This window comes from Curtobacterium sp. MCPF17_018 (assembly GCF_003234135.1).
GTDB lineage: Bacteria > Actinomycetota > Actinomycetes > Actinomycetales > Microbacteriaceae > Curtobacterium > Curtobacterium flaccumfaciens.
This window is the reverse complement of the sequence record NZ_QKSJ01000025.1, coordinates 1-18655: the sequence shown is the minus strand read 5'-3', so window position 1 is coordinate 18655 and position 18655 is coordinate 1. Positions and strand designations below refer to the sequence as shown.

Annotated in this window: 19 protein-coding genes; 2 read left to right on the top strand and 17 right to left on the bottom strand. The window is 71.5% G+C overall.

Going from position 1 to position 18655, the window contains the following annotated elements:
* The 15 genes from uppS to hrcA all read right to left on the bottom strand — a co-directional run.
* On the bottom strand, positions 1–532 hold a 532-nt coding region (gene uppS, locus DEJ27_RS17235), incomplete at its 3' end, for a polyprenyl diphosphate synthase (RefSeq protein WP_111091538.1).
* Positions 529–1383 (bottom strand): DNA repair protein RecO, encoded by an 855-nt coding sequence (recO, locus tag DEJ27_RS17230; RefSeq protein WP_110860438.1) that lies wholly within the window; start codon positions 1381–1383, stop codon positions 529–531. The genes recO and uppS, both read right to left, overlap by 4 nt.
* Positions 1384–1593: 210 nt before the next feature.
* Complete coding sequence (gene leuA / locus DEJ27_RS17225; protein WP_111091537.1) at positions 1594–3363, bottom strand: 2-isopropylmalate synthase; 1770 nt, start codon at positions 3361–3363, stop codon at positions 1594–1596.
* 433 nt (positions 3364–3796) lie between these two features.
* The gene (locus tag DEJ27_RS17220; protein WP_111091536.1) at positions 3797–5197 is read right to left on the bottom strand and encodes an ABC transporter permease; all 1401 of its coding nucleotides are present in this window, start codon (positions 5195–5197) and stop codon (positions 3797–3799) included.
* Positions 5194–5946, bottom strand: coding sequence for an ABC transporter ATP-binding protein (locus tag DEJ27_RS17215; RefSeq protein WP_111091535.1), 753 nt, complete (start codon positions 5944–5946; stop codon positions 5194–5196). Before DEJ27_RS17215 ends, DEJ27_RS17220 begins: the two co-directional genes overlap by 4 nt.
* Positions 5947–6057: 111 nt before the next feature.
* Entirely contained in the window at positions 6058–6747 is a 690-nt protein-coding gene (locus DEJ27_RS17210; RefSeq protein WP_111091534.1) for a response regulator transcription factor, read from the bottom strand.
* Positions 6744–7982: a sensor histidine kinase gene (locus DEJ27_RS17205; RefSeq protein WP_220032941.1), complete on the bottom strand. Its 1239-nt coding sequence runs from the start codon at positions 7980–7982 to the stop codon at positions 6744–6746. Before DEJ27_RS17205 ends, DEJ27_RS17210 begins: the two co-directional genes overlap by 4 nt.
* 73 nt (positions 7983–8055) lie before the next feature.
* Positions 8056–8994: a GTPase Era gene (gene era / locus DEJ27_RS17200; RefSeq protein WP_110860426.1), complete on the bottom strand. Its 939-nt coding sequence runs from the start codon at positions 8992–8994 to the stop codon at positions 8056–8058.
* Positions 8991–10313 (bottom strand): hemolysin family protein, encoded by a 1323-nt coding sequence (locus tag DEJ27_RS17195; RefSeq protein WP_111091533.1) that lies wholly within the window; start codon positions 10311–10313, stop codon positions 8991–8993. The genes era and DEJ27_RS17195 overlap by 4 nt, the downstream gene beginning before the upstream one ends.
* Before the next feature lie 3 nt (positions 10314–10316).
* Complete coding sequence (ybeY, locus tag DEJ27_RS17190) at positions 10317–10778, bottom strand: rRNA maturation RNase YbeY (protein WP_017886675.1); 462 nt, start codon at positions 10776–10778, stop codon at positions 10317–10319.
* Positions 10775–11917 (bottom strand): PhoH family protein, encoded by a 1143-nt coding sequence (locus DEJ27_RS17185; RefSeq protein ID WP_110860422.1) that lies wholly within the window; start codon positions 11915–11917, stop codon positions 10775–10777. Before DEJ27_RS17185 ends, ybeY begins: the two co-directional genes overlap by 4 nt.
* Positions 11907–12260: a histidine triad nucleotide-binding protein gene (locus DEJ27_RS17180; protein WP_110860419.1), complete on the bottom strand. Its 354-nt coding sequence runs from the start codon at positions 12258–12260 to the stop codon at positions 11907–11909. The genes DEJ27_RS17185 and DEJ27_RS17180 overlap by 11 nt, the downstream gene beginning before the upstream one ends.
* Positions 12261–12298: 38 nt before the next feature.
* Positions 12299–13036: a 16S rRNA (uracil(1498)-N(3))-methyltransferase gene (locus DEJ27_RS17175; RefSeq protein ID WP_111091532.1), complete on the bottom strand. Its 738-nt coding sequence runs from the start codon at positions 13034–13036 to the stop codon at positions 12299–12301.
* Positions 13036–14151 carry a molecular chaperone DnaJ gene (gene dnaJ / locus DEJ27_RS17170; protein ID WP_110860415.1) on the bottom strand — a complete coding sequence of 372 codons (1116 nt, stop codon included), beginning with the start codon at positions 14149–14151 and terminating at the stop codon, positions 13036–13038. Before dnaJ ends, DEJ27_RS17175 begins: the two co-directional genes overlap by 1 nt.
* 33 nt (positions 14152–14184) lie before the next feature.
* Positions 14185–15204: a heat-inducible transcriptional repressor HrcA gene (gene hrcA, locus DEJ27_RS17165; protein ID WP_110860413.1), complete on the bottom strand. Its 1020-nt coding sequence runs from the start codon at positions 15202–15204 to the stop codon at positions 14185–14187.
* A gap of 110 nt (positions 15205–15314) precedes the next feature.
* Here hrcA and DEJ27_RS17160 point away from each other — a divergent pair, with 110 nt between their 5' ends.
* Positions 15315–15788 carry a DUF4870 domain-containing protein gene (locus tag DEJ27_RS17160; protein ID WP_309146762.1) on the top strand — a complete coding sequence of 158 codons (474 nt, stop codon included), beginning with the start codon at positions 15315–15317 and terminating at the stop codon, positions 15786–15788.
* Between the two features lie 35 nt (positions 15789–15823).
* Here DEJ27_RS17160 and hemW read toward each other — a convergent pair whose 3' ends face one another.
* Positions 15824–17077: a radical SAM family heme chaperone HemW gene (hemW, locus tag DEJ27_RS17155; protein ID WP_110860411.1), complete on the bottom strand. Its 1254-nt coding sequence runs from the start codon at positions 17075–17077 to the stop codon at positions 15824–15826.
* Positions 17078–17105: 28 nt separating this feature from the next.
* Here hemW and DEJ27_RS17150 point away from each other — a divergent pair, with 28 nt between their 5' ends.
* Positions 17106–17798: an HAD family hydrolase gene (locus DEJ27_RS17150; RefSeq protein ID WP_181420059.1), complete on the top strand. Its 693-nt coding sequence runs from the start codon at positions 17106–17108 to the stop codon at positions 17796–17798.
* 95 nt (positions 17799–17893) lie between these two features.
* On the opposite strand, the gene DEJ27_RS17145 is transcribed toward DEJ27_RS17150, so the two are convergent.
* The gene (locus DEJ27_RS17145; protein WP_110860407.1) at positions 17894–18541 is read right to left on the bottom strand and encodes a DUF1990 family protein; all 648 of its coding nucleotides are present in this window, start codon (positions 18539–18541) and stop codon (positions 17894–17896) included.
* Positions 18542–18655: the final 114 nt, after the last annotated feature.

The window sequence follows — 18655 nt, the reverse complement described above, 5'->3', positions numbered from 1 at the left end:
CGGCGGCGACGTCCTCGGCCATGCCCCGCACGGCGTCGACGATCTCGTTCCGGCCGCCGTAGTTCACGCACATCGTCAGCGTGAGGACGTCGTTGCCCGCCGTCATCCGCTCGGCGGTCTCGAGCTCGTCGATGACGCTCCGCCACAGCCTCGGACGCCGACCCGCCCACCGCACCTTGACGCCCCACTGGTGCAGCTGGTCACGGCGACGGCGGATGACGTCGCGGTTGAAGCCCATCAGGAACCGGACCTCTTCCGGGGAGCGCTTCCAGTTCTCCGTCGAGAACGCGTACGCGGACACGTGCCCGACGCCGATCTGGATCGCCCCGGCGACGACGTCGAGCAGCGAGGCCTCGCCCGCCTTGTGCCCCTCGATCCGGGTCAGGCCGCGGCCGTTCGCCCACCGGCCGTTGCCGTCCATGACGATGGCCACGTGCTCCGGCACGAACCGGGCCGGGATCGCCGGGGGCGTCTCGCCGGTCCAGTCGATCGGGCGGAACGGTTCGACGTCGTCGGGGCGGCGGGGGCTCATGCGGTGGGGGCTCCTTCGACAGCGGGATCAGGGTCGGGCTCGGGCACGGCGGGTGCCGGGGTCGAGGCCACCGCGCGCGCCGTCGCCTCGGGTCCGCCGTGGGTCTGCGGCACCGGCAGCGGGTGCTCGGAGCGGTCGACGTGCGGCAGGGACCGGAGCGATCGTTCCAGGTGCCACTGGGCGTAGGCCGCGACCACGCCGGAGGCCCGCGAACGCGTCCGCTCGTCGGTGGCGTCGACCGTCGCCCAGTCACCGGCGAGCAGGGAGCCGAGCACCCCGAGCGTCGCCGGGTCGAGCCGCGGCGTCCCCGGGGGCGCCGCACGGTCGGCGACGACACCACCGAGCTGCACCACGAACGCCGAGTGCGGGCCGGGCTCCCCCGTCACCGCACAGTCACTGAACGAGGGGGCCCATCCCGCGATGCTCATCGCGCGGAGCAGGTACGAGTCGAGGGTCGCGCTGGACTGGTGCTCACCGCGCGACAACGACCGGAGCGCCCCGACGAGGAGCAGGTACTGCTGCAGCCCGGCATCGGCCTCGCTCAGTCGGTCGGCGGTCTCGACCATGGCGCTGGCCGCGGTGTACGCGCCGTAGTCGGCGACGATCTGGGCCCCGTACGCGCCGAGGGACTCCGCCTGGGTGACGATGTCGAGCGACCGGCCCTCGTAGAACTGGGCGTCGACGACCATGAACGGCTCGAGCCGGCTGCCGAACTTCGACGCGGTCCGCCGCACGCCCTTGGCCACGGCGCGGATCTTGCCGTGCTGCCGCGAGAGCATCGTGACGATGCGGTCGGCTTCGCCGAGCTTGTGCGTGCGCAACACGACGCACTCGTCCCGGTACAGCGGCATGCCCCCAGTATCCCCCGCCCCGCCGACAGCCGCGTGTGCTGCGGGCGGGGGCTCGGGGGTACCGAGTGGAATCGGGCGTACCTGGTCGGAAGAATCGACCAGGTACGCCCGATTCGACCTGCCATCGCGCGTGACGGGGGAAAGACCGGGCACAGACGGGAGGCGCGGTGCGGGACGGACCCGCACCGTGCCTCCAGGGCTGGTTGCGTCTCAGGCCGAGACGAGCTCCGGTGCGCCGGCCGCGGCACCCGCGCGCACCGCGCGGTTCACCGCGGACACGATCGCCTTGAGCGACGCCGTCGAGATGTCGGCGTCGATGCCGACGCCCCAGAGACGCACGCCGTCGACGTCGAGCTCGACGTAGGACGCGGCCTTCGCGTCACCGGAAGCGCTCATCGTGTGCTCCGAGTAGTCGTACAGCGTGACCTGGACGCCCTGCTCGGCGAGCACCTTCAGGAACGCGTCGATGGGACCGGTGCCGACGGCTTCGGCCGTGACCGCGCCCTCGTCGACCCGGAGTGCCACGGACAGCGAGGTCGTGCCCTCGAAGTCGCTCGACGTCGCCGTCTTGGTGAGCTCGTACCGGCCCCACTTCTCGTCGTCGATCGACGCGGGCAGGTACTCGTCCTGGAACACGTCCCAGATGCGCTGCGACGAGAACTCGCCGCCCTCGGTGTCGGTGTGCCGCTGCACGACGCCGGAGAACTCGATCTGCAGCTTGCGGGGCAGGTCGAGGGCGTGGTCGGTCTTGAGCAGGTACGCCACACCGCCCTTGCCGGACTGCGAGTTGACGCGGATGACGGCCTCGTACGACCGGCCGATGTCCTTCGGGTCGACGGGCAGGTACGGCACCGCCCACTCGATCTCGTCGATGTCCTTGCCCGCGGCGGCGGCCTTGGCCTTCATCGCCTCGAACCCCTTGTTGATGGCGTCCTGGTGCGAGCCGCTGAACGCCGTGTACACGAGGTCGCCCGCCCACGGCTGGCGCTCGGGCACCGGCAGCTGGTTGCAGTACTCGACGGTGCGCTTCACCTGGTCGATGTCGGCGAACGAGATCTCCGGGTCGATGCCCTGCGTGAACAGGTTCATCCCGAGGGCGACCAGGTCCACGTTGCCGGTGCGCTCACCGTTGCCGAACAGGCAGCCCTCGATGCGGTCGGCGCCGGCCATGTAGCCGAGCTCGGCGGCCGCGACCGCGGTGCCGCGGTCGTTGTGCGGGTGCAGCGACAGGATGACGTCGTCGCGGTGGGCGAGGCGGCGTGACATCCACTCGATCGAGTCGGCGTAGACGTTCGGTGTGGCCATCTCGACGGTGGCGGGCAGGTTGATGATGACCTTGCGCTCGGGCGTCGGCTCGAAGACCTCGAGGACGGCGTTGCAGATCTCCAGTGCGACCTCGAGCTCGGTGCCCGTGTAGGACTCCGGCGAGTACTCGTAGTAGATCGTCGTGTCGTGCTGCAGCGTCGCCTCGGCGGCCTTGCAGAGCTTCGCACCGGTGACCGCGATGTCCACCACGCCCTGCACGTCGGTGCGGAAGACGACCTCGCGCTGCACGATGCTCGTGGAGTTGTACAGGTGGACGATGGCCTGCTTCGCGCCGTCGATCGCCTCGTAGGTGCGCTGGATGAGGTGCTCGCGCGCCTGGGTCAGCACCTGGATGGTCACGTCGTCGGGGATCGCGCCCTCGTCGATCAGCGACCGGACGAAGTCGAAGTCAGTCTGCGAGGCGCTCGGGAACCCGACCTCGATCTCCTTGTAGCCCATCCGCACGAGGAGGTCGAACATCGCCCGCTTGCGCTCGGCGTCCATCGGGTCGATGAGCGCCTGGTTGCCGTCACGCAGGTCGACGGCACACCAGCGCGGCGCCTTGTCGATGCGCTTCGTGGGCCAGGTGCGGTCCGGCAGGTCGACGCTGATCTGCTCGTGGAACGGGACGTACTTGTGGATCGGCATCCCGGAGGGCTGCTGGGTGTTCTGCATCGTTCTTCGCTTTCGTCGCGTGTTCGTGAGCTCTTGTGGTGCGGCCACGACGGACTCCGCGACGAGGTGGGCCGGAGTGTCAGGCCTCGTCGCGGCAGCGAAGGAGGAGGAGTGCCGAGTACATCGGGACCCACGGTAGCACCGGTGTACCAGGCTGGCGCAAGCGTGTGACGCGGGACCGCCCGGCGCCGTCGAACGGGGTTGCCGAGTGAGGTGCCGAGTGGTCGAGACCTGCCACGGGCCGGTCGCCGAGAGGTCGCGTTCTGTCGCCCGGGCCGCGTCCGGACGACGGTTCGTGACACCTCGGCGGACGTGAGCGGCGCGGCGGGGCCGGCCAGGGCACGTCGGCGCGCCCACACGACGACACGGGAGGCCCGGTGCCAGCTGGCAACGGGCCTCCCGTGTCGTCGTGTGGTGCGACCAGGGCGACGGGTCAGTCGACCGCGAGCGCCTCGGTCGGCGGGACGCGCATCGCGCGCCGCACCGGGGCGATGGTGGCGACGACCGCCAGGACCAGCGCGCCGATCACCACGATGCCGATGGTCAGCGGCGGCAGCACCGGTGCCACGGGCGTCCCGAGCGAGCCGAGCAGCGTCTGCCCGCCGACCCAGCCGTACACCGTGCCGAGTGCGAGCCCCGAGACGACGGCCGCGACGACCATCTGCACGGCCTCGGTCACGATCATCCGTCGGACCTGCGCACCGGTCAGGCCGAGCACCCGCAGCAGCCCGAGTTCGCGTCGACGCTGGAGCACCCCGAGCGCCAGGGCGTTCACGACCCCGACGGCGGCGATCACGGCGGAGAACCCGACGATCACGCTGACGACCGCGTTGATCTGCACGAAGAGGTCCCGCTGCGCCTCGATCATCTCGGGCGTGGCAGCCCCCGCGCTCATGGCGCGCATCTCGGTCTCGAGCACGTGCTGCATGATCCCGAGCGCCACCGCGAAGGTCACGAGCAGGGTGACACCGATGACGAGCCCGATGGTCGCCCGCGAGGACCGCCCCGGCGCCCGCATCGCGTTCCGTCCGGCGAGCAGGACGACGGGGTCGTGCGAGCCGATGCGGCCGATGAGCTGCAGCACGGGCGGCATCACGATCGTCGCCCCGACGGCGACCCCCGCGAAGGACACGAACCCGCCGAGCGCTGCCGGCAGGACCGCGACCGGGGACAGCGAGCTCACCGCGAGCCCGAGCAGCATCAGCACCGCGCCACCGGCCATGAGCACGATCGCCCAGACCTCGCGGGCCGTGCCGGACCGGACGTCGTCGTGGCTCGGCTCGACGGACGACGACAGCGCTTCGAGTGGTGTGACGGTGAGCACGCGGCGCGACCCGGCAGCGAAGGCACCCCAGGTGGCGAGGACGACGGCCACGACCGGCAGGACGAGCTCCCACGGCACGTACGTGTACTCGGCCTCGGGCAGGACCCCGTTGCCCCGCAGGACGACGACGAACAGGGCCGAGAGCGCGGTCCCCACGACGGCGCCGACGACCCCGCCGAGCACGCCGACGACCAGGCCGGTGCGGGTGATCCGCGCACGGAGGGTCGCCCCGGTCGCGCCGACGAGCCGCTGCAGGGCGATGATCCGGGTCTGCCCGGCGATCAGGGTGGCGCAGGTGTTCGCCGTGACGATCGCGCCGACGTAGAGCGCGATGCCGAGGAACAGCCACCCGACCACCGACAGGATCCCCTTGATCGGACCGAGGTCGGCGACGCCGGCGGCTCGGAGCGCCTCGGTCACGATCCCCGGTGCGATGACGAGGGCGGAGCCGAACGTGGTGCCGAGGGCGGCGACCAGGACGGTGGGGGCGAAGGAGCGGACGCTGTTCACGCTGCTGCCTCCATCCCGAGCATCGTCGTGGAGATCGCGCCGGCGTCCATCGCGGGGCTGTCGGCGACGATCCGGCCGTCGGCCAGGAACAGGATGCGGTCGGCGTTCGCGGCCGCCACCGGGTCGTGCGTCACCATGACGACGCTCTGGCCCCATTCCTGGACGGCACCGCGGAGGATCGCGAGCACGTCGCGTCCGGTGCGGGAGTCGAGCGCGCCGGTCGGTTCGTCGGCGACGACCACCGCCGGCCGCGAAGCGAGCGCCCGTGCGATGGCGACGCGCTGCTGCTGCCCGCCGGAGAGCTGGTGCGGCCGGTGCGTGAGCCGGTTGCCGAGCCCGAGCATCTCGACCAGCCGGTCGATCCAGGCGGTCTCCTCGTGCGAGGGCTTGTGCCCACCGAGCAGGAACGGCAGCCGGATGTTCTCGCTGACGTCGAGCGTCGGGACGAGGTTGAACGACTGGAACACGAAGCCCAGCCGCCGACGACGCAGCTCGGTGAGGTCCTTGTCGCCCAGGGCCGTGATGTCGACGCCGTCGATCTGGATCCGGCCGGCGGACACGGCGTCGAGGCCGGCGGCGACGTGCATGAGCGTCGACTTGCCGGACCCGGACGGGCCCATCACCGCGGTGAACTCCCCGGCGCCGATGTCGACGCTGACGTCGTCGAGCGCGGTCACACGTCGGGCGTCGTCGCCGTAGTGCTTGGACACGTGGTCGAGGCGGATGATCGGGGCGTGGCTCGTGGTCATGCATCCACGATGGCGGTCAGCGGACCCGTCCGCGTCGCCCGCTCGGCTCCTGTGGATCGTCCGCTCGGCTCGGTTGCCTGTGGAGGGGTCATCCCCGCGGATGACCCGGCATCAGTCGGCCTTGGTGACGAGCCCGTGTTCGTGGGCGAAGACGACGAGTCGCACCCGGTCGCGGAGTTCGAGCTTCGTCAGGACCCGCGAGATGTGCGTCTTCACGGTCGCCTCGCTGACGTACTCGTGCTGGGCGATCTCGCTGTTGCTGAACCCACGGGCGGCCAGGTCGAAGATCTCGCGCTCGCGTGGCGTGAGGTCGGCGAACGCCGCGGGGACTGCGGCGGCGCGTCCGACCGAGTCGTCGTACCGTCGCAGGAGCTCCCGCGTGGCCGACGCGGCGAACACCGCGGTGCCGGCGTGCACGGTCCGGACCGCCGCGAGCAGGAACTCGGGGTCGGCGTCCTTGAGCACGAACCCGCTCGCGCCGGCGCGGATGGCCTTGGCGGCGGCCTCGTCGAAGTCGAACGTGGTCAGCACGAGGACCTTCGCGCCGTCGGTTCCGGACTGTTCGACGATGTGGCCGGTCGCCGTGATGCCGTTCATCACGGGCATCCGCACGTCCATCAGCACCACGTCGGGACGGGTCCGTCGGACGAGTTCGACCCCATCGGCACCGTCGCCCGCCTCGCCGACGAACCGCAGGTCGGGCTGCGAGTCGATGAGCATCCGGATGCCGGTGCGGAACAGCGCCTGGTCGTCGACGAGGGCGACACGGATCCGGTGCTCGTCGGTCGGGATCGTGGTCATCGGGCGGTGCGCTCCTGCTCGGTGGGGGTGATCCGGCCGCGGGGCATCTGCCCGCTGGCCGGGACGGTCGGCATCCGGACGGCGACCGCGAAGTCGTCCCCTCGGGCCCCGGCGGTCATGGTGCCGCCGGTCATCACGGCGCGCTCGCGCATGCCGACCAGGCCGTGGCCTGTGCCGGGGCCGCGGACCCCGTCGTCGGCACGTCGGTTCACGACGGCGATCTCGACGGTGTCCGGCCGGTAGGTCAGGGCGGCACGCACCGGGCTGCCGGGCTCTCCGTGCTTGTACGCGTTCGTCAGGCTCTCCTGCACGATCCGGTAGACAGCGAGCTGCGTGGTGGTGGGCAGCCCGGCGGGGTCGCCCTCGCGTTCCACCCGCACGTCAAGCCCGAGCTGCCGCATCTCGTCGACGAGCCGGTCGATGTCGTCGATCTCGGGCGTCGGCGCGGTCCCCTGCTCGTGCCGGAGCGCGCCGAGGAGTTCGCGCACGTCGCCGAGGGCCCGGCGGGCCGTGGTCGAGATGGTACTGAGGGCCTGGTCGGCCACCGCGGGGTCGGCCTTCAGGGCGTACCGGGCACCGTCGGACTGCGCGATGACGACCGCGAGCGAGTGCGCGACGATGTCGTGCATGTCGCGGGCGATCCGCACGCGCTCCTGCTCGACCGCGACGGCCCGGTCGGCCCGCGCGGCGTCACGCTCGGCCAGCAGCTGGGCCTCGCGACTCATGCTCGCCGAGCGACGGGTCCGGACCACGAGTCCGGCGAGCCACGGCAGCAGCAGCAGGAGCAGGACGACGGCGAAGAACGACAGGATGACCTGCAGCGACTCCGGCACCGACGTCGAGGTGGTCTCGTAGGTCAAGCGGTTCCGGTAGTCGTCGAAGCCCATGTACGCCGCCGCCGCCACGGACCCGAGGATCGCCGACACGAGCCCGGCCAGCCGCACACGGCGGCTGCCGTACGCACTCGTCGTGTACATGACGCCGGCGATGAACGCGTTCGACACGTCCGGCACCTGCAGGGTGACCATCTCGAAGACCGCGAACACCCACGCCACGGCCAGGGCGAGCCCGGGTGACAGTCGTCGGAGTGCCAGGGCGGCGGTCATCCCGACGACGGTGACCACGGACAGCGGCCCGTCGAGCCCGCGCCCGCTGGCGACCAGCACGAGGCCGCCGAGCAGCACGGCGATCAGCAGGTCGGTGATGACCTGCGCGCGCAGCATGGGACGGAACACCCGTCCACGGTACGGCGGGCCGCTCGTCCCCGCGTCCCTCGCCCGGATGACCCGGGGTGCGAGCGGCGGACGGTCAGAAGCCGAGGCGTCCGAGCTGCTTCGGGTCACGCTGCCACTCCTTGGCCACCTTCACGCGGATGTTCAGGTAGACGTGCCGGCCGCCGAGCAGCGACTCGATCTCGACGCGGGCCCGCGAACCGACGTCCTTCAGGCGCTCGCCCTTGTGTCCGATGACGATCGCCTTCTGGCTGTCCCGCTCGACGAACAGGTTCGCGAAGATGCGCAGGGGGCCGTCGGCGTCGTCGTCGGCATCGGGCTCGACGATGTCCTCGATGACCACGGCGAGCGAGTGCGGCAGCTCGTCACGGACGCCCTCGAGCGCAGCCTCGCGGATGAGCTCGCCGATGCGCTCCTCGTCGGTCTCCTCGGTCACCGCGCTCGAGTCGTACAGCTGCGGCGACTCGGGGAGCAGGGCGGTGATCACGCCGAGCAGGTCGTCGAGCTGCATGCCCCTGGTGCCCGAGGTCGGCACCACGGCGTCCCAGTCGCGGAGCTTCGAGACGGCCAGCAGCTGCTCACCGACGCGGTCCTTGGAGGTGCTGTCGATCTTCGTGACGATCGCGATCTTCTTGGCGCGCGGGTACTGGTCGAGCGTGTCGTTGATGAACCGGTCGCCGGGACCGACGGGCTCGTTCGCCGGCACGCAGAAACCGATCACGTCGACGTCGCCGAGGGTGGACTGCACGAGGTCGTTGAGCCGTTCGCCGAGCAGGGTGCGCGGACGGTGCACGCCCGGGGTGTCGACGATGATCACCTGACCGTCGGGCCGGTGCACGATCCCGCGGATGGCGCGCCTGGTGGTCTGCGGCTTCGACGAGGTGATGGCGACCTTCTCGCCCACCAGGGCGTTGGTCAGCGTCGACTTGCCGACGTTCGGACGGCCGACGAACGAGACGAAGCCCGCGCGGTAGGGCTTCTCCGAGCCGGCCTGGGTGGTGTCGGGGTCGGTCATGCGTGCGTGGTTCCCGTCGTGGTGGGTTCGGCGTCGTCGAAGGCGTCCTCGACGTCGGCCAGGGCGTGGGTGCGCTCGGCGAGCACGGTGATGAGGTGGCGGCGCTTGCCCTCGACCCGGTCGGCGGTCAGGACGACCCCGGACACCGTGACGGTGTCGCCGGAGACGGCCAGGTGTCCGAGCTCCTTGGTGAGCAGGCCACCGGCGGTGTCGACGTCGTCGTCGTCGAGCTCGATGCCGAACAGGTCGCCGAGCTCGTCGATCGGCAGCCGGGCGGAGATCCGCCAGATGCCCGGTTCGACCTCGGTCCGGTCGACGACGGCGCGGTCGTACTCGTCGGAGATGTCGCCGACGAGTTCTTCGATGAGGTCCTCCATGGTCACGAGCCCGGCGACACCGCCGTACTCGTCGACCACCAGCACCAGGTGGTTCTTGGCGACCTGCATGTGCCGCAGGGTGTCGTCGGCGTGCTTCGACTCCGGCACGAACTCGGCGGGCCGCAGCAGCCGGCTGACCCGTTCAGTGCGGGATGCCGGCCGTTCGTACAGCGACCGCGCGACGTCGCGCAGGTAGAGCACACCCCGCACGTCGTCGCTGTCCTTGCCCGTCACCGGCATCCGGGACACCCCGGCGGCCAGGAACTGCTCCATGGCCGCGGCCAGCGTCTCCGCACCGTCGACGGTGAGCATGTCCGTGCGGGGCACCATGACCTCGCGCACCAGGGTGTCGCTGAACTCGAACACCGAGTGGATGAGTTCGCGGTCCTCGTCCTCGAGCACGTTGCTCTCGGTGGCCTCGTCGACGAGCGAGAGCAGCTGCTCCTCGCTCGACACGGTGGAGGCGCTCCGGCCGCGGCCGGGGGTGACCCGGTCGCCGATCCGGACGAGCAGTCCGGCCAGCGGACCGAGCACGATGCGGACCCCACGGACGATGCCGCCGGTCGCACCGATCAGCCGCTCGGCGTGGGCGCGTCCGACGCTGCGCGGGCTCGACCCGACCAGCACGAACGACACCGCGGTCATGATCGCGGCGGAGACGACGAGTGCGATCCACCAGCTGTCGAAGGCGCGCACGAGGGCGATCGTCACGAGCACCGCGGCCGCGGTCTCGGCGAGGACCCGGAAGAAGTTCAGCGCGTTGACGTGCGCCCCGACGTCGTCAGCGATCGCCTCGATGGCGCGGCGGCGCTTGTTGCCCCTGGCGATCTCCTCGAGGTCGGCACGGGAGACCACCGAGAGTGCGGCGTCGCTCGCGGCGAGGAGCCCGCCGAGCACGACGAGCCCCAGCGCCACCGCGAGGAGTCCGGCGACGACGACCACCGGCTACCGCCCTCGGTGCTGGGCGGCGAAGGCGGTCAGGATCTCGCCCTGGATGCCGAACATCTCGGCCTTCTCGTCGGGCTCGGCGTGGTCGAAGCCGAGCAGGTGCAGGATGCCGTGGCAGGTGAGCAGCAGCATCTCGTCGGTGCTCGAGTGCCCGGCGGTCTTCGCCTGTTCCTCGGCCACCTGCGGGCAGAGCACGATGTCGCCCAGCAGCCCGGCCGGCGTGGGGTCGTCCTCGGTGCCGGGGCGCAGTTCGTCCATCGGGAAGCTCAGGACGTCCGTCGGGCCGGGCTCGTCCATCCACCGGACGTGCAGCTGCTCCATCGCGCCCTCGTCGACCAGCACGATCGCGAGCTCGGCATCGGCGTGGACGTGCATCGCGTCCAGGGCGAAGGCCGCGAGCCGCTGGATCGCGGCCTCGTCCACCTCGACGCCCGACTCGTTGTTGAGCTCGATGCTCACCGGTTGCCTCCTCGGGCGTCGTTCTGGGGGTACGGGGGTCGTGCGCGGTCCTGCGGCGGGCGCCCACGGCGTTCGGCGCGGTTGGCACCGTCGGGGTTGCCGACCGGGGCGGTGCCACGGCCACCGGGGCGCTGCCCGGCCTGCTCGGCGAGGCGCTCCTCGTCGTAGACCGTGTACGCGTCGACGATCCGGCCGACGAGGGTGTGGCGGACCACGTCCTCGCTGCCGAGACGGGCGAAGTGGATGTCCTCGACCTGGTCGAGGATGCGGGTCACGAGCCGCAGACCGGAGACGTTGCCCGGCAGGTCGACCTGGGTGATGTCACCCGTGATGACCATCTTCGAGCCGAACCCGAGCCGGGTCAGGAACATCTTCATCTGCTCGGGCGTGGTGTTCTGCGCCTCGTCGAGCACCACGAAGGAGTCGTTGAGGGTCCGGCCACGCATGTACGCCAGCGGGGCGACCTCGACGGTGCCGGCGGCCAGGAGCTTCGGGACCAGCTCCGGGTCCATCATCTCGTTGAGGGCGTCGTACAGCGGGCGCAGGTAGGGGTCGATCTTGTCGGTGAGCGTGCCCGGCAGGAAGCCGAGCCGCTCGCCGGCCTCGACCGCGGGACGGGTGAGGATGATCCGGTTGACCTCGCGCCGCTGCAGCGCCTGCACGGCCTTGGCCATCGCCAGGTACGTCTTGCCGGTACCGGCCGGACCGATGCCGAACGTGATGGTGTGCTCGTCGATGGCGTCGACGTAGGCACGCTGCCCGTCGGTCTTCGGCCGGACGGACTTGCCGCGGCTCGACACGATCGGGGTGCCGAAGGTGTCGGAGGGCTTGCGGTCGTCGTCGAGGATGCGTGCGGACATCGGGATGTCGGCCGGGCCGATCTCCTGCCCGCGCCTGACCATGCCGACGAGCTCGTCGACGAGCGCCTTCGCGCGGGCGACGTCGCGCTCGGGCCCGGTCAGCGTGACCTCGTTGCCGCGCACGACGACCCGGACGCCGGGGTACTGGCGCTCGACGGTCTTGAGCAGCCGGTCCTGGGGGCCGAGCAGCTGCACCATGGCGATGCCGTCGACCTGGAGCGAGACCGAGACGGGCTCGTCGTCGGCGGCGGTGGGCTGTACTGGTTCGTTAACCGGCAAGGGTGCCTTCCTGCAGTTCACCTGCGAGTACGTGCGCGTGCACGTGGAACACGGTCTGACCGGCGGCTTCGCCGGTGTTGAAGACGAGTCGGAACTGGCCGTCGGCGCGCTCGTCGGCGATGCGCTGCGCGGTGGCGACGACGTGGGCCAGCAGGTCGGGGTCACCCGCCGCGAGTTCGCCGACGTTCGCGTACTGCTCGGTCTTGGGGACGACGAGCACGTGGACGGGAGCCTTCGGAGCGATGTCCTCGATCGCGATCACACGGTCGTCCTCGGCGACGATGGTCGCCGGGATCTCGCGCGCGATGATCTTGGAGAAGACGCTGGGCGTGCTGGTGCTCATGGCTCCATCGTAGGACGCGCCCGACGGCGTGGTCCGGCTCACCAGCGACCCAGTCGCGCCTGCAGGACAGCGAGTGCCGCCGGTCCGGCGGTGGACGTGCGGAGCACGCTGTCGCCGAGCCGGACCCGCACGGCGCCCGCGGCCTCGAGCCGGTCGAGCTCCGCGCCGTCGATGCCTCCTTCGGGGCCGACGACGAGGGCGATGTCCTCGGCGCCCGTCGGGGGTTCCCAGGTGGCGAGCCGCACGGTCGCGGTCGGGTCGAGCAGGACGAGGGCGGTCCCCTCACCGAGCGCGGACACGAGTTGTCCGGTCGTCACCAGCGGCGCGACGACGGGCACACGCGGACGGATCGCCTGCTTCGCGGCCTCGTGCGCGATCGCGGCCCACCGCGCGCGGCCCTTCTCGACCTTCGCGCCGTCCCACCGGGAGACGCTGCGTGCGGCCGACCACGGCACGACCCGGTCGACCCCGATCTCGGTCGCCGCCTGCACGGCCATCTCGTCACGACCGCCCTTGGCCAGGGCCTGCACGAGCGTCAGCGACGGGCGCGGTGCGTCCTGGTGCTCGACGGTGTGGACCGCGAGCTCCAGCGTGTCCTTGCCGAGTGCCGTCACCGGACCGGAGACCACCGTGCCCCGACCGTCGGCGATCCGCAGGACCTCGCCGACCCGGACGCGCGCGACGGAGACCGCGTGCCGGCCCTCGGCCCCGTCGAGCGACACCGGGTCACCGACGGTGACGCCGTCCAGCGAGTCGACGAGGTACAGCGACGCCATCAGTGGTTGAAGAACCGGTCGCGGAGCTTGCCGAACATGCCCTGCTGGAACCGGGCGAGCTGCGGGGCGGTGGTCTTGTGCGACTTCGCGAGCTGCTCCACCAGCTGCCGCTCCTTGTGGGACAGCTTGGTCGGCGTGACGACCTGCACGCCGACCCGCAGGTCACCGCGGCCGTTCCCGCGCAGCTTCGTGATGCCGCGGTCCTTGATGACGAGGACGTCGGCACTCTGCACACCGGGTCGGATCTCGAGCTCGACCGGACCGTCGAGGCCGTCGATCGTGGTGGTCGTGCCGAGGACGGCGTCGGTCATGCCGACCTCGAGCGTCGCCAGCAGGTCGTCGCCGTCACGGCTGAAGACGTCGTCGTGGCGCACGCGGATCTCGAGGTACAGGTCGCCGGACGGGCCGCCGGCCGGACCGACCTCGCCCTGGCCGGGCATCTGAAGTCGGAGACCGGAGTCGACGCCGGCGGGGACGTCCACCGGCACGGTGCGACGCGCGCGGACGCGGCCCTGACCCTGGCAGGTCGGGCAGGGGCTCGGGATGACGGTGCCGTACCCGCGGCACGTGCCGCACGGTGCGCTCGTCACCACGTTGCCGAGGAGCGAACGGACCTGGCGCTGGATGTGCCCGGAGCCACCGCAGATGTCGCACGTGCGGGGGCTGGTGCCCGGCGCACAGCAGGAGCCGTGGCAGGTCTCGCACAGCACCGCCGTGTCGACCTCGACGTCCTTGTGGGTGCCGAAGACGACCTCGTCGAGGTCGACCTCGATGCGGAGCAGGGCGTCCTGTCCGCGCTCGGCACGGCTGCGCGGGCCCGACCCCCGGCCGCCGCCACCACCGCCGCCGCCGAAGAAGGCGTCGAAGATGTCGCTGAAGCCACCGGCGCCACCACCGAAGGGGCTGTCGGCCTGCGGCCCGGCGTCGTACCGGCGCCGCTGCTCGGGGTCGCTCAGCACGTCGTACGCGTGCGTCACGTCCTTGAAGCGCTCGGCGGCGTCGGGTGCCGGGTTCACGTCCGGGTGGAGCTCACGCGCCAGGCGGCGGTAGGCCTTCTTGATGTCGGCATCGGAGGCGTCTCGCTGGACGCCGAGGACGTCGTAGTGGTCTGCCACGTATCCCTCAGTCGGTTGGGTTCGGTCGGTTGGTCAGTGTTCGCCCAGGAGCTTGGACAGGTACCGGGCGACGGCGCGGACGGCCGCCATGTTCGTGCCGTAGTCCATGCGGGTCGGTCCGAGGACGCCCAGGCGGGCCACCTCGCCACCGGCCAGGTAGCCGCCGGCGACGATGCTCGTGGCGTCGAGCCCGTACTCGGCGTTCTCGACGCCGATGCTGGCCGCCACCGCGATGTCGTCCACCTGCATCTCCCCGAACAACCGGAGCAGGGTGACTTGTTCCTCGATCGCTTCGAGCACCGGGAAGAGCCCGCCGGAGAAGTCCTGCTCGCTCTTCGCCAGGTTGGCCGCACCGGCCATCAGCAGGCGGTCCTGCCGGTTCGCCGCGACCTGCTCGATGAGCGTGGCGACGACGACCCCGCCGAGCGTCTGGGCGTCGGGGCGGAGCTGCTGCGGCACGGCTCGGAGCGCGGTCGGGACGTCCTGCAGCAGGAGGCCCACCGTCGCGCCGTTCACCACGGTGCGGAGTTCGCCCAGCGAGCCTTCGTCGAGCGGGACGTCGGTCTCGACCACGCGCTGTTCGACGCGAGCGGTGTCGGTGATGAGCACCACCATCAACCGGGCGTCACCGAGCCGGACGAGCTCGACGTGCTGCACCCGGGCGCGCACCATCGAGGGGTACTGCACCAGGGCGACCTGGTTGGTGAGCTGGCTGAGCAGCCGGACGGTGCGCCCGAGGACCTCGTCGAGGTCGTTCGGGGCGCCGAGGAAGGTCTCGATGGCGTGCCGCTGCGCGCTGGAGAGCGGACGGGCACCCGCCAGGTGGTCCACGAAGACGCGGTACCCCTTGTCGGTCGGCACCCGGCCGGACGAGGTGTGCGGTGCGGCGATCAGCTGCTCGTCCTCGAGCAGGGCCATGTCGTTGCGGATCGTCGCGGCGCTGACCCCGAAGGCGTGCCGCTCGACGATGGTCTTCGACCCGACGGGTTCACGCGACGCCACGTAGTCGCGCACGATGGCCTTGAGGACCTCGAGGCTGCGTTCACTGACCACGAGCGCCTCCTTTCCCGATCGACCTGGCACTCGGACGTGTCGACTGCTGATCCTACGCCCGACCGCTGACGGCCCGGGACTTCCGGGCGGTCGGCCGATACGCTTCCGCCATGACCTACGGACAGCAGCCCGACGGCCACGGACCCGAGCAGCCCGGCGGCCCGTACGGCCACGGCCCCGGTGGCCCCCAGCAGCCCGGCGGACCGCAGTACCCCGGCGGACCGCAGTACCCCGCCGGCTACACCCCGCCCCGGCCGATGAGCCCCGAGGACCAGCGCCTGTGGGCCACGCTGACGCACATCGGCGGCATCTTCTTCAACTTCATCGCGCCGTTGGTCGCCTACCTGGTCCTCCGCGACCGCGGCGGCTTCGTCCGCGAGCACACCCGCGTCGCGCTGAACTTCCACATCACGATGGGCATCGCCTACGTGGTCGGTTCGCTCACGTCGGTGTTCGGCGTCGGGGTCCTGATCGTGCTGGCAGCGGGCATCGTGTCGCTGATCTTCAGCATCATGGCCGCGATCGCCGCGAACCAGGGACAGTTCTACCGCTACCCGCTCTCGATCGAGTTCATCAAGCAGTAGCGCCCCCACGAGCCCGACCGAGCGGCGCACGCCGCTCAGTCGAGCAGCTCCCGCACCACCGCGTCGGCGAGCAGGCGGCCCTGCAGGGTCAGGTCGATCCGTCCCCGCACCGCGGCCGACCCGTCCACGAGTCCGCGTGCGATGAGGCCGGCGACCCGGCCACGGGCCTCCTGGCGGATCTCGCTCGTCGCGAGCTCCCCGCGGACCCGCGCCGCCAGCAGCAGTCGCTCGACGTACCGCGTCTCGTCGTCGATGGTCTCGCGGCCGGCGGCCGGCGACTCCCCCGACAGCACCCGGTTCGCGTACGCGGCCGGGTGCTTGACGTTCCACCAGCGCGTGCCGGCGACGGCGGAGTGCGCGCCGGGTCCGACGCCCCACCAGTCGTGGCCCTTCCAGTAGGACAGGTTGTGGCGACTCGCGTGCGCGTCACCGCGTGCCCAGTTCGACACCTCGTACCAGGAGTAGCCGGCGTCGCCGAGCACCTGGTCTGCGAGCTCGTACATGTCGGCGGCCAGGTCGTCGTCGGGGGCGGGGAGCTCGCCGCGGGCGACCATGCGGCCCATCGCGGTGCCGTCCTCGACGATGAGCGAGTACGCCGACACGTGGTCGGGCTCGCAGGCGATCGCGGCGTCGAGCGAGGTCCGCCAGTCGGCGAGGGACTCCCCCGGGGTCGAGTAGATGAGGTCGAGCGAGACGTCGAGTCCCTGCTGCTTCGCGAGGTCGACGACCACTGGGACCCGGAGCGGGTCGTGCGTGCGGTCGAGCGTGGCGAGCACGTGCGGCACGGCGGACTGCATGCCGTAGCTGATCCGGTTGAAGCCGCCGGCCCGCAGGGTCTCGAGCGACGCCGCGTCGACGGAGTCCGGGTTCGCCTCGGTGGTGACCTCGGCCCCGGGCAGGATGCCCCAGGTGTCGTCGATCGCACGGAGGATCATCGCCAGGTCGGACGCCGGCAGCATGGTCGGGGTGCCTCCGCCGAAGAAGACGGTGGACACCGGCCGCCGCGGCACACCGGAACGGTCGAGCACGGTCGCCGCCCACTCGATCTCGCGCACGGCGTGCCCGGCGTAGTCGTCACGGCGGACGCCGCGGAGCTCCGACGCCGTGTAGGTGTTGAAGTCGCAGTAGCCGCAGCGCACGCGGCAGAACGGCACGTGCACGTACACGCCGAAGGGCACGTCACCGGCGGCGGAACCAGCCCCCGGCCCGGCAGCGGAGCCCGCTGCCGCCCACGGGGTGATCAGCCCGTCCGCTGGTGCTGGATCGGCGATCGGGAGAGCACTCGGCATGGACTCCATTCTCCGTCATGATGGAGTCATGGAGCACCATCCCGTCCCCACCACGGTCCTGTGGGACATCGACGGCACCCTCGTGATGAACGCGTCGTCTCCGGGCAACCTCTACCACCTCGCCCTCGAGCGGGCGGTGGGCCGCGACCTCACCCTGCGGGTCGGGCACCAGCACGGCCGGACCGACGCCGGGCTCATCGCCGAACACGTGCATGCCCACGCGTTCGAGGACACCCTGATCCCCACGGTCAGCAGGCACCTGCACGATCTGACGGCCGAACGGCACGCCTCCGGCGACCACCGCAGTCCCGTCCCCGGAGCGAAGGCGCTCCTGACCCGCTTCGCCGACCTCGGGTGGCGCAACGGCCTGCTCACCGGCAACTCCGAGTACCGCGCCCGGGTGAAGCTCGCCGGCGCCGGGTTCGACCCCGACGTCTTCGACTGGGAGCACTCGTACTTCGGCGACACCGAGGTCGAGCGGGCCGGGGTCACCCTGCGCGCCGCCGCCGAACTGGTCGGCACGCGGGCGGTCATCGTCGGCGACACCCCGCGCGACGGCGAGGCCGCGGACGCCGCGGGCATCCCCTTCCTGGCCGTGGCGACCGGTGTCTACGACGTCGACGCGCTGCGCCACACGAACGCCGTGACCGTCGCACGCGACTGCCAGCAGGACGCCGCCCTCATCGAGGACGCGATCGCCGCACTCCCGCCGCTCCGCTGAGGAGCGGGAGCGGGGGCTGGAGCGGGAGCGGGAGCGGGAGCGGGGGCTGGAGCGGGTGCAGGAGCAGGAGCGACCACGACCGCGATCAGGACCGCCTAGTCGCCCCGCAGCGCCGCCAGGTACTTCTCCGCCATGACCTTCTGCTGCCGTCGCACGAACGGCGCGACGAAGCGCCACTTCCGGCTCGCCGGCTGCGAGAACTGCCGGACCTGCAGCCACACCGAGCCGTCCGGGGTGCGCTCGACGACGAACGACTCCTCGCCGGAGAGCGGGTGCCCCTCGAGCGTGCCGTAGGCGAACCCCTTGCGGTCGTGCTCGTCGATGATCGACACGACGCGCACCGGTGCCAGCACGGTCTGCCCGAACGCGTGGATCGTCAGCGTCGCGCTGGTGCCCGCCGTCAGCAGCGGGGTGCCGTCGGGTGCGAACTTCTCGACCCGGGGCGTCCCGATGGACGCGGGGGCGATCGGCACGCCGTCGTCGTCGAAGGTGACCGGGTTGTACCGGACCTCGTCGTCGTCGGGCTGCTCCTCGACGTGCACGCGGACCCCGCTGCGCTCCTGGATCTGCCACGTGAGCGCCTGCACGACGGCGGTCTCGAACCGCTGGTCGCCGTGTCCGATCCGCGCGCGTGACTCGGCCGGCGTGAAGCCGTCCGGCGGGTAGGTCATGAGGTCCGACGCCTGGGTCGCCCCCACCGCGCCGTACGTCAGGGCGGTCCGGTAGCTCCCGCGGATGCTCATGCCGCCATGCTACTTGGGCAGGCCGCCCCGGATCGAACCGATCCGCGCTCACCTCCGTCGGATCGGCCCACCCGCCCTGCACCCCGAACTGGAGGCCCGACAACCGCCCGCCCC

Excerpts from the sequence above, each read along its gene's own strand:
- recO (WP_110860438.1), bottom strand. The coding sequence starts at position 1,383 with ATGCCGCTGTACCGGGACGAGTGCGTCGTGTTGCGCACGCACAAGCTC.
- leuA (WP_111091537.1), bottom strand. The coding sequence starts at position 3,363 with ATGCAGAACACCCAGCAGCCCTCCGGGATGCCGATCCACAAGTACGTC.
- DEJ27_RS17215 (WP_111091535.1), bottom strand. The coding sequence starts at position 5,946 with ATGACCACGAGCCACGCCCCGATCATCCGCCTCGACCACGTGTCCAAG.
- DEJ27_RS17210 (WP_111091534.1), bottom strand. The coding sequence starts at position 6,747 with ATGACCACGATCCCGACCGACGAGCACCGGATCCGTGTCGCCCTCGTC.
- era (WP_110860426.1), bottom strand. The coding sequence starts at position 8,994 with ATGACCGACCCCGACACCACCCAGGCCGGCTCGGAGAAGCCCTACCGC.
- DEJ27_RS17180 (WP_110860419.1), bottom strand. The coding sequence starts at position 12,260 with ATGAGCACCAGCACGCCCAGCGTCTTCTCCAAGATCATCGCGCGCGAG.
- DEJ27_RS17175 (WP_111091532.1), bottom strand. The coding sequence starts at position 13,036 with ATGGCGTCGCTGTACCTCGTCGACTCGCTGGACGGCGTCACCGTCGGT.
- DEJ27_RS17160 (WP_309146762.1), top strand. The coding sequence starts at position 15,315 with ATGACCTACGGACAGCAGCCCGACGGCCACGGACCCGAGCAGCCCGGC.
- hemW (WP_110860411.1), bottom strand. The coding sequence starts at position 17,077 with ATGCCGAGTGCTCTCCCGATCGCCGATCCAGCACCAGCGGACGGGCTG.
- DEJ27_RS17150 (WP_181420059.1), top strand. The coding sequence starts at position 17,106 with ATGGAGCACCATCCCGTCCCCACCACGGTCCTGTGGGACATCGACGGC.
- DEJ27_RS17145 (WP_110860407.1), bottom strand. The coding sequence starts at position 18,541 with ATGAGCATCCGCGGGAGCTACCGGACCGCCCTGACGTACGGCGCGGTG.